Origin of the sequence: Chitinophaga rupis, assembly GCF_900109685.1 — a bacterium.
Lineage (GTDB): Bacteria > Bacteroidota > Bacteroidia > Chitinophagales > Chitinophagaceae > Chitinophaga > Chitinophaga rupis.
Genome location: NZ_FOBB01000012.1, coordinates 128,363 through 139,435 on the forward strand (window position 1 = coordinate 128,363; position 11,073 = coordinate 139,435).

3 protein-coding genes are annotated in these 11,073 nt (G+C 49.0%); all 3 read right to left on the minus strand.

Features of this window, described 5'->3' with window-relative positions; genetic code table 11:
• Positions 1-24: 24 nt before the first annotated feature.
• The 3 genes from BMZ54_RS30415 to BMZ54_RS30425 are packed head-to-tail and all read right to left on the minus strand — an operon-like array spanning position 25 to position 11,057.
• The gene (locus tag BMZ54_RS30415) at positions 25-3,858 is read right to left on the minus strand and encodes a non-ribosomal peptide synthetase (RefSeq protein WP_089920698.1); all 3,834 of its coding nucleotides are present in this window, start codon (positions 3,856-3,858) and stop codon (positions 25-27) included.
• A gap of 21 nt (positions 3,859-3,879) precedes the next feature.
• On the minus strand, positions 3,880-10,281 hold the full coding sequence (locus BMZ54_RS30420) for a non-ribosomal peptide synthetase (RefSeq protein ID WP_162277717.1): 6,402 nt from the start codon (positions 10,279-10,281) through the stop codon (positions 3,880-3,882).
• Between the two features lie 29 nt (positions 10,282-10,310).
• Entirely contained in the window at positions 10,311-11,057 is a 747-nt protein-coding gene (locus BMZ54_RS30425; RefSeq protein ID WP_089920702.1) for an aspartate/glutamate racemase family protein, read from the minus strand.
• Positions 11,058-11,073 lie beyond the last annotated feature (16 nt).

The following is an 11,073-nucleotide window of genomic DNA, read 5'->3' on the forward strand; positions in this document are numbered from 1 at the left end:
TCTTTTAGTTTTATAGGTCAACAATTATGCGGTTACAGGTGCAGCGCAATGTTCAATAATACCGTTTAATGCCGCCTGGTAGTTTTCCAGCAATCCCTGTATGGTATCGGCAGCAAAACGTTTCACGCTGTAATCTATAGTGAGCGTGAACAGGCCGCCTTCTGTCATGGCAGTAATGTACAGCTCATACTCCCTTTGCTCACGCGTATCCTGCAAGGGACCGGTATCCTCTTTTGCAAAACCAAAGGGCAGGTTCGCAATGTCCTGGTCAAACTGCCCGAAGTAGTTGAAAGCAATTTGTTCCGGCGCGCTAAAATCCAGCTCCTGCTTATGCTCTGCTGCTGTTAAATATTTGAGGATGCCGTAACCAATGCCTTTATGCGGAATGGCATGCAGGCGTTTCTTATTACGTTTAATAAGAGTGGTCAGGTCATCGCCGGCAGCAGTAAGTATTACCGGGTACACCGTGGTGAAATAGCCAACGGTACGGCTCACATTCACCTGGTCTAAAATATCTTCCCGGCCATGCCCTTCCATCAGCACGCGGCATTGCTCCCATCCGAATGACTGGCGCAGGCCTAATGCCAGGGCGGTAAGCAGCAAGTCATTGATCTCCGTATGAAAACGGTTATGCACGGCTGTAAGCAATAAATGCGTTGCATCTGCTTCCAGCGATATTTGTTTGGTAGCGCGGTCCTTTATTAAGTTACTGCCCTGGGGAAAATCCGGTTGCAGCAGGGGCGTATTCACGGCCAGTATTTTTTGCCAGTAGGTTCTTTCCGGCAGGAAAGCTGCGCTGTTGGCGTATGCCTGTAACTTTTCCGCCCATACCTTGAATGCATCGGTTTTGCGGGGCAGGCTAAAAGGCTGCGCCTGCAGGTGCTGCCGGTACAAAGTGCCCAGATCTTCAAACAGGATGCGCAGCGATACTACATCTGTTACCAGGTGATGCACGATCATAGCCAGGCGGTCGCCATCCGGCAGGTGGAACAGGGCTATCTTTAAGAGCGGCCCTTCACCCAGGTTGATCTGCGCCTGCATGGTCCGCAGCTTCTTTTCCAGCTGTTTTACTTCCGTATACTCATATTCTTCTATGGAAAAGGGATGATCCAATCCGTGGTTGTACTGGGTAACAGTGTTATTCTCCAACCGGAACGTGATCCTTAACGCATCATGGTGTTCCTGCAGCTTCCGGAAAATGGTTGTTGCTACCTCAGTTTGCAATCTTTCTTTAGAATAGAATAATAATCCAAAATTGAAATGGTCATACGCTTTACGCTTAAAGGCAAAGAACTGTTGCTGGATAGGCGTTAAGGGCAGCTCGCCGGTAATTACGCCCTGGTTGGCCAGCTGGCTTAAAGGGCTTACCTGCGCCGCCAGTCTTTTGATAACCGGGTAACGCAGTACCTGCCTTACTTCCAGCCGGTAGCCCGCTTCATAAAGGTGAGAGGTGATCTGTATGGCTTTGATGGAATCTCCGCCCAATGCAAAAAAATCATCCTGCACACCAATATTGTTAACGCCTAATACTTTGCTGAACGCTGCTATTAATACTGCTTCGCAATCATTGCAGGCAGCTTCATAACATTTGTTGTTATTGACTGTTCCTGGTACAGGCAGGGCGCTGCGTTCTACCTTACCATTATTGGTAACGGGGAATTTATCCAGGTACATGATATGCGCCGGTATCATGTATTCCGGTAAGCGGGTGGTTAAAAATTCTTTTAATGCAGGTATGGATAACTGCGCAGTGGCTGTGCAATAGGCCACCAGGCTTTTCACAGCATTATCCTGCTCATGCACCAGCACCACCGCCTCTTTTACCGTTTCATATTGCAGCAAGGCATTTTCAATTTCACCTAACTCAATGCGGTACCCTCTTATCTTCACCTGGTTATCCCGGCGGCCCAGGAACTCTACTTCGCCGTCTTCATTCCAGCGGCCCAAGTCGCCGGTGCGGTATAAGCGGTCATCTTCTGCACCAAAGAGATCTTTCACAAATTTTTCACTGGTCAATTCCTGGCGGCCACGGTAACCTTTGGCAACACCTGCGCCGCCTATACAAATTTCCCCGGTAATGCCCATGGGCAATAGTTCCAGGTTTTCATCCATAATATACAGCTGAGTATTGGCAATGGGTTTGCCAATGGTGCTAAGGTCTGTAGCTACATCTTTTACATGCTTTACCGTACAGCCAACTGTTATTTCCGTAGGACCGTATTCGTTATAGATATCCATAGCGGGGTTCAGCCGCTGCAGGGTGCTTACCTGGAAGGCGGTAAGCGTTTCCCCACCTACTATCGCATACTGCACCGGCGTGCTTTCCAGCGGCAGGTAACTAAGCATGCTGATATGGGAGGGGGTGAGCTTTACCGTATTTACACCGGCAGCGCCGCTGAACAGCTCCAGCAGAATATCGCTGATATCCTTATTGCCACATACAAATAAAGTATCTCCCCTGAGCAGAGTAGTAAAAATGCAGGTAATGGTCAGGTCAAAAGATATGTTGGTGAACAACGCAAAGGTTTTACCCAGTATGTTGTTAAAGTAATAATCATTAGCCCATAACAGGTAATGGGAAAGGTTATCCAGCCCCAGCATAACGCCTTTAGGCAAACCGGTAGAACCGGAGGTATAGATCACATACGCCAGGTTACAGGGTTTGCTGGATAAACCGGGGTTTTCCGTCTTGCCATTCAGCGATGGCAGCAACAGATCCAGCAGCTCTTGCGCGCCGGTATAAGCCTGCAGATGCTGCAGCTGGTTATTTTCCGTGAGTAATACTTTGGCATTGGCATCCTGTAAAATATGTGTAATGCGGTTAGCGGGCGTGCTGGTATCAATCGGCAGGAAGGCTGCTCCTGCTTTGAGTATGCCCAGTATGGCAATGATCAGCCGTTCAGAACGTTCTGCCAGTACACCAACAATATCATCCGGCTTTACCTGGTATTGCTGTAACAGGTAGTGCGCAAGCTGGTTGGCTTTTTCATTCAGCTGCACATACGTAAGCTCCGTTTCTTCAAACACCAGCGCAGTAGCATAAGGCGTTTTCCTTACCTGCGCTTCAAACAACTCCTGGAAAGTTTTTAACAGGGCATAATCTTTATTGGTGCGGTTCAGGTCGCGCACCAGTTTCATTTTCTCGTCCAGGTCCAGCAGCACCACATCCTGTAACCGGGTATCCATGGATTCAAAACAGGCCAGCACATTGCTTATATGTGAGGGTAGCCGCTGCATAAAGGCAGCTTCAAAAGCAGTAGTATTATAATGCAGACTGATATGCAGGGTGGCAGAACGTTTAATGCTGATCACCAGGTCGTAGTTGTTATGCTGTGTTACCGGCATATGAATGGTATCCCAGTGAATGAGCACATTGCTGTTGCGCATTTCCTTTTGCTCATAGATCAATTCCAGGGGATAGTTCTGATGCGTGTAACTGTCCTTCACGGTTTGTTTTACAGTTGACAGGTAATCGCGTAAGGATAGTTCATTAGCAGGTTCCAGCACAAGCGGTGTTACCGGCGCCTGTATCTTGCCTTTAAACCCGGGCGTATATAGCGGACTGTCAATGGTTACCCGGCTGCTGCCGCTGTATTTTTTTAATAAGATACCAAAGGCCGCCAGCAGGTATACAAATGCACCGGTATCGTTATCGCCAACACGCGCTACCAGGTTGTTGTACAATTCACTGCTCAGCTCAAAATGTTGCACGGCCTGCCGGCTGTCGTTTCCCGGCGTGTTGGCATTGGTCTGCCGGAATTTAAACGCGCCATAACCCGCTGCCAGCCGGCGGCTCCAGAACTCCTGGCTGGGCTGGTAAACCGGGTCCAGGAAACGAACTTTATCTATTGCGTTCATTGGTTTAGATTTTAAGGGTCATCAAAAACTGAAATCAAATGCTTCTTCCAGGGCTGTTGGATCTGTGCCGCCATTGTTACTATCCGCTAAGGTGATGGCAGCAATAGGCTGTTCCGGTTGCCGTACCAGGGCTGTTAACAGTTCCAGGAAAGTATCCCGGATCTGTGCTATGGTATGCGCTTCAAAAAGGTCTGTATTATATTCAAGTACGGTGGTGATGGTTTCACCGGCATCATAAAACCTGAAAGAAAGGTCGTATTTGCTGGTAGCGCCGCCGGCTTCCAGCTCCGTGATCTGCAGGGCATCCGGCTGGTTTTGTTGCACATCTACAGCTCCAATGTTCAGCAGATCGGCATACACTTCAAACAGCGGATGCCGGCTTTCATCCCTGCCAAGCTGCAGGTCGCTCACTAAGCGGTCAAAAGGATAGGCCTGGTGCTCATAAGCGCCCAGCATGGTTTCCTGTACCTTTTCCAATACCTGCACAAAGGAATCGCTGCCCTGCAATAAAGTACGGAGCGCCAGGGTATTGGCGTACAGCCCTACCTGTTGTTCCAGCGCTGCATCTTCCCTGCCGGCGTGTACGGATCCGATGGTAATATCTTCCTGCGCCGTTACCCGGTACAGCAATACTTTCACAGCCGTTAATAATCCGGTGAACAAGCTGCTGTTATGTTGCCGGATGATGGGCTGCAGGGCTTTTACAAGTGCATTGTCTATTTCAAATGTAAGATCGTTACCGTTATAGGTTTTTACAGCCGGGCGCTGTCTGGTGGGCAATGCCAGCACCGGTGGCAGCTCATTAAACTGTTTCCACCAGTAAGCCTGCAGCTGCGCGGCACGGCTGCCGCTCAATTCCTGGTTATGCCATACTGCGTAATCTTTATACTGTAAAGTAAGTGGTGTTAAGTTATGCGGCGCACCGGTGGCATAATGGTGGTACAATGCCAGCCATTCTTTGGTAAGCACTTCCAGCGACCAGCCATCGGTTATAATATGATGCAGGTTAATGAGCAATACATGCTGCCGGTCTTCCAAACGGAACAGGGTGCATTGGATGAGCTGCTCATTGGCCAGGTCAAAGGAGTGGTTAGCCGCTTCTGCCAGCAACATATTCAACAGCAGTTCGCGGTTATTTTCTGTGCGCAAATCCTTCACAGAAATAACAGTAACCGCCGGCTCCTGTACCTGCTGCACCGGTATACCCTGTACCTCTGCAAAACGAGTACGCAATATTTCATGCCGTTCCAGCAGGTGGTTAAATGCCTTGGTAAGCGCTGCTGTATCCAGCCAGCCGCTGATCTTTAATGCACGGGTAATGTTAAAGGCAGTAAGCCCTTCTGCAGCCTGTTCCAGCAGCCACAAACGTTTCTGCGCATGGGATACCGGGTAGTACTGTTGTGCTGCAGCGGCTGTAATGGCTTGTGCATTCTTGTTTGCAGTATTACTTACCAGTGCTGCCAGCGCCTCAATGGTAGGGTGTACGAACAGATCGCGCAGGGCCAGCTTTACGTTTAGCTGTTGCGTTACGCGGGATATAACACGGGTTGCATTCAGGGAATGTCCGCCGGTTTCAAAGAAATTATCCTTCACGCCTATACGCGGTTTGCCTAATACCTCCTGCCAGATGGTTACCAGTATTTTTTCCGTAGCACTCCGTGGGGCCAGGTATTGCACACCGGTAAAGGCAGCTTCACCCGGCGCCGGTAAGGCTTTCAGGTCAATTTTTCCATTGGAGGATAAGGGCAATGCATCCAGGCAAACAAAACAACCCGGTATCATATAATCCGGCAGGTGCTTACCTGCATGTTCCTTTACTGCAGCCAGGTCCAGCTGCTGCTGTGCTACCAGGTAAGCCACCAGGTATTTATTACTGCCTGCATCTGTTTCTGCAATGATCACGGTTTCTTTAATATCTGCATGCTGCAGCAATACATTCTTGATCTCACCCAACTCTACCCTGAAGCCACGGATCTTCACCTGGTGATCTTTACGGCCCATGAACTCCATGTTGTAATCTTCCATCATGCGGCCCAGGTCACCGGTGCGGTACATACGGCCGCCCAGCTGTGTATTAAAGGGATCGACTACAAAAGAGTAAGCTGTTTTCTCTGCATCATTGGCATAACCTTCTGCTACACCTGCGCCGCCTATATACAGCTCCCCTACTACACCCTGTGGTACGGGATTTAAATGTTCGTCCAGTATGTAAAAGAAATTGTTGTCGATCGGTTTGCCATAAGGCACGCTCAATTGTGCCGACATATCCTTTTCCACCGGGTAGTAGTTAGACCATACCGTGCCTTCTGTTGCGCCACCCAGGCTTATCACCTGCGTTTGCGGGAAGTATTGTTTAATGCGTTGCGGCAGGTTCACCGGGATCCAGTCCCCACTCATGAACACTACCCGCAGATCATTTTGCTGGTATGGCAAGCCTGTTTCCGCTATTTCATTCACCAGATAATTCATGGTGGTGGGTACAGAATCCCAGAAGGTGATACGCTCTTCCAGCATCAGCTGCCGCAGCTTTTCCACGTCGGTTACTTCCTCCTGCCGCGCAATCACTACGGTACCACCCACGGCCAGGATGCCGAAAATATCGTACACAGACAGGTCAAAACACATGGAGGTAATGAATAACAGGTGGTCCTGCTCATTCACGCTAAAGCGTTTATTTACCCAGGCTATCAGGTTCACTGCTGCATGGTGTGCGATCATCACACCTTTAGGGCGGCCGGTGGAGCCGGAGGTATAAATAGTATATGCCAGCTCTTTACTGTTCTTTATTATGCCGGGATTATAATCCGGGTAACCAGCATTTAATACGGTTGTTATATCCACTGCATCCGCTGCCACCACATTTGCCTGGTCTGTTAATACCAGTGATACGCCTGAATTGCCAATGATATATAACTGCCGGTCTGCCGGATAAGTGGGGTCAATGGGCACATAAGCCGCACCTGCTTTCAGGATGCCGTACAGGCCAATGATCATGTTAAAACCGCGGCCGCTAATAAGGCCCACATTATCGGCGGCTTGTATTCCTTTTTCTATAAGATAGGCTGCTACCTGGTTCGCTTTACTGTTCAACTCCGCATAGGTCATTTCTACGCCATCCAGCCGCAGGGCTATATTATCCGGTGTTAAAGCAGCCTGAGTTTCCAGCAGACCATGAAGCGTGCTGTTGGTTGCATATGGTACTACCGTATCATTGAAGGTATATAACAATGCCTGCTTTTCACCAGCGGAAAGTATGTCCATTGCCGTGAGGGCTGTGTTACTATTCCGTACAATGCCTTCCAGCACATTCTTATAATGCGCAAGCATGCGCTGTACCCTGCTTTCACGGAAAAGGTCTGTATTATATTCCAGCAGCAGCTGCAGTCCTTCCGTTGTTTCCGTGATATTAAAAATGAGATCAAACTTCGTGGTATTGCTGCTGAAAGGATAAGACGATACGCTTAGCCCTTCCGGTGCAGTGTAAGCCTGTCCCATGCCGGCATTCTGTAATACCAGCACCACATCAAACAAGGGAGAGCGGTTAGTATCCCTTTCCAGCTGCAGCTCATTCACCAGGCGGTCAAAGGGATATACCTGGTGCTCAAAACCATCCAGCACGGTTTTGCGTACCTGTTGCAGCAGCTCTGTGAAAGTGCCGGTACCAGAAAATTGTGTACGCAGTGCCAGTGTATTAATATAAAAACCCAGCTGGTCTTCCAGCTCCACGTAATCACGTCCGGCTATGGGCGTACCTATCACCAGATCTTCCTGGTAGGCGTAGCGGTATAATAAAGCGTGTAACGCGGCCAGCAATACCATGAACAAGCTGGCATCCTGCTGCCGGCCTAAAATGGTGAGCGCCTGCTGTAAGGCAGCATCTACCTGCAAGCTAACGGAACTACCATTGTAAGTTTTTACAGCGGGCCTTGGCAGATCGGGGTACAACTCCAGCTTGGGAACACCGGTGGCAAATTGTGCATGCCAGTAATCACGGTGCTGCTGCAGGTTATTACCACTTAGCTGCTCCTGCTGCCAGTGCACATAATCTTTGTATTGAATGGCCAGCGGCGCCAGCGCTTCGCGTGCGCCCTGTGTATAGGACTGGTACAGGTTCACTAGCTCTCCGAAGAAAACAGCTACAGACCAGCCATCAGATATAATATGATGCATTACGATCACCAGCACCTGTTCATCTGCGCTCAATGTGTAAAGCTTCACCTGCAGCAGCGGACCATTTTCCAGGTCAAATACTACGGCGGTATCATTGGTTACGTGGGTTTGCAGTTCCTGCTCAGGATCGGGCGTACTGCTCAGATCAATCACCGGCAGGTTAAAGCGGAAAGCGGCAGCTGCCTGCACTTTCTGGCGGGGTGTTTCTGCTATGGTAATAAATGTGGTACGTAATATTTCATGCCGGGTAATAAGTGCGGCAAATGCTTTTTCCAGCGCATCTTTGTCCAGCTGGCCTTTTAAGCGAAAGGCATTGGCCATGTTGTAGGCAGTTTTACCTTCATTGAACTGGTCCAGCACCCAAAGCCTGCGCTGCCCGTCAGACAGTGGATAATGTTCCTGTACTGGTTGTGGTACAATAGCGGGCTTTGTTTCCGTAGTACTGTTAGCGATCAGCGCTGCCAGCTGCGCAATGCTGGGATGGTCAAATACATCACGGATGCGCAGGTTCACTGCAAATGTTTTATAGATGCGGGATATCAGCTGTGTTACTTTCAGGGAGTTGCCGCCTATACGAAAAAAGGACACTTTCCTTCCGATCTGCTTTATACCCAGGATCTCTTTCCAGATATTTTCCAGCTGTTGTTCTGTTACATTGGTCACGGCTTCATAGCTGGCAGCATCCACCACAATAGCTTCCGGGCGGGGCAGCTGTTTTTTATCCACCTTACCGTTAGCATTCAACGGAAATTTTTCCAGCTGTATAAAGTAACCGGGTATCAGGCTCTCATTCAGCAATCCTTTTAAATGTTGGCGTAGCGTGGTCTCCGGGATGGCGGCGCCGGTATAATAACACACTAGCTCATGCTGATGGTCGTTATTCTGCCAGGTAATTACCTGGGCTTCACTAACACCATTCATTTCCAGCACGGCCTGTTTTATTTCATTCAGCTCTACACGGATGCCGTTAATCTTCACCTGTTCATCCGTACGGCCCAGTATTTCCACACTACGGTCGTGCAGGTATCTTCCCAGGTCGCCGGTTTTATAAATAATATCTGTACGGTCTTTTATCAGCGGGTTTTGAACAAACACGGTTTTTGTTAAGGCTTCATTTTTAAAATAGCCTTTGGTCATGAAAGGGGTTTTGATATACACTTCCCCCGTTTCGCCGATACGGCATAGCTGCCCGTTATTATTGAGGATAATAAGCGCTGTATCTGCAATGGGCTTGCCTACATGTATTGGTTGTGAAGGCGCTTCCGCTACTTCGTGGATGCGGTGAAAGCTTTTAATGAGCGTAGTTTCAGAAGGGCCGTAGAAGTTTACCAGCTCCACATGGTCACCTGCTACGGCGCGGAAAGTGTGAACATCTTTTGCATATAATAATTCCCCGGCCATTATTACCTGCTGCAGCTTGCTGAAATGCCTGGCCGCAGGCGCTGTTTGCAGTTCTTTGAGTATTAAGCGCAGCAAGGAAGGCACGCAGTGCATGAGTGTAATGCCGGCATCATTGATCCAGTCTATCAGCTTAGCGATGTTGCTTTTAATCTCTTCACCCGGTATACATAAAGTACCGCCACTGCATAAGGGTACAAAAATATCGCGGAGGGATGCGTCAAAGGTGAACTGGATCAGCTGGCTTACACGGCAATTTTCATCTATTCCAAACTCTTTTATTTGCCAGCGAATGAAATGTGCCAGGCTCTCATGCTTACCCAGTATGGCTTTAGCTTCACCAGTGGAGCCGGAAGTATAAAAAATATAGTTGCTGTCAGTATCAGCTACTGCAACCTGCGGAGCCGCTGCGGGTAAGGGAGATGATAAGCTGCCCCAGTGCTGGCTCACCGTAACATTTCCTGCTTCATCCAGCAGCACCAGGTATTGGATCTTAAGAGCCAGCTGCTGTAACAGGTCTTCCACCTGCTCTTTCATATCCAGCCGGGTAATGAGCACCTGTATACCGGTTTGGGTGAACATTTGCAGCAGGCGTTTCCAGGCAAAATTGATATCTACCGGCAGGTAAATACCGCCGGATTTAAAAACAGCCAGCAAGGAACGCACCAGGTTAATACCGGAAGGCAGCATTACGCCTACAATGGTATCCTGCTGCACGCCTAACTGGCGCAGTGTGCCAGCCAGCTTGTTGGCGCCCGTATTTAATGCATGGTAGGTGATCTCCTGTGTTCCTTCGGTTATGGCTATACGGGAAGGGAACTGTTGGGCTTTATTTTCAAAATCGATATGTATCATGGCGGACTGATTGAAGATTAAGGGCATGCTTATACGGCTATCAGGGCAGGTACCGGTAATACTGGCGTTAGTTTTTCATAACACTCCGTGATCACCGCTTTGGCCAGTATGTCCATGGGATCAATGAAAGGCACCGGCACATTATCCTGGTTCAATGCCAGCGGCACTTCTGTGCAGCCGGCTATAATTGCATCCGCGCCCATTTCCAGGAGGCGGTCCATAGCCCGCTGCATCAGGCGGATAGCGCGTTTGGAGATATTGGAAGATTTAAGGCCATTCTCCATGTACACAGATTGCATGAACAGGGCTTCCTGCTCTTCTGCATTCAGAGTAAGCACCGGCAATCCATGCTTATGAAATTCACGGTGATAGATCCCTGAGCTGATAGTGCCGCTAGTGGCCAGCAGCCCTACTTTGGAGAAATTATTCTCCTGCACATGCTGCCTTACCAGCTCAACCGGATGCAGGATCTTAGCTACTGCGTATTTGGAAAATTCATCATAATAGTAATAGGAAGTATTACAGGTGAGCACCATTACATCTACATTACTCTGGTCCAGCAGCTGAATCGAGCGTACGATCTCTTTCAGCGGAGATGGCTCATTGTGCAGGATGGCACGTGTACGGTCAGGGATAGCCGTATTATTGTGTATGATCACTTCTATAAAATCCTGGTCTTTTACTGCGGGACAGTAATCAATGACCTTGTTGAAGAACAGGGAACAGGCCCTGGACCCCATGCCGCCAATAATACCTAGTTTTTTAGACTTTCTCATGTGTTAGATTTTTAAG

What these genes read in the sequence shown, in the direction of transcription:
- BMZ54_RS30415 (WP_089920698.1), bottom strand. Translation starts at nt 3,858, where the DNA reads ATGAACGCAATAGATAAAGTTCGTTTCCTGGACCCGGTTTACCAGCCC.
- BMZ54_RS30420 (WP_162277717.1), bottom strand. Translation starts at nt 10,281, where the DNA reads ATGATACATATCGATTTTGAAAATAAAGCCCAACAGTTCCCTTCCCGT.
- BMZ54_RS30425 (WP_089920702.1), bottom strand. Translation starts at nt 11,057, where the DNA reads ATGAGAAAGTCTAAAAAACTAGGTATTATTGGCGGCATGGGGTCCAGG.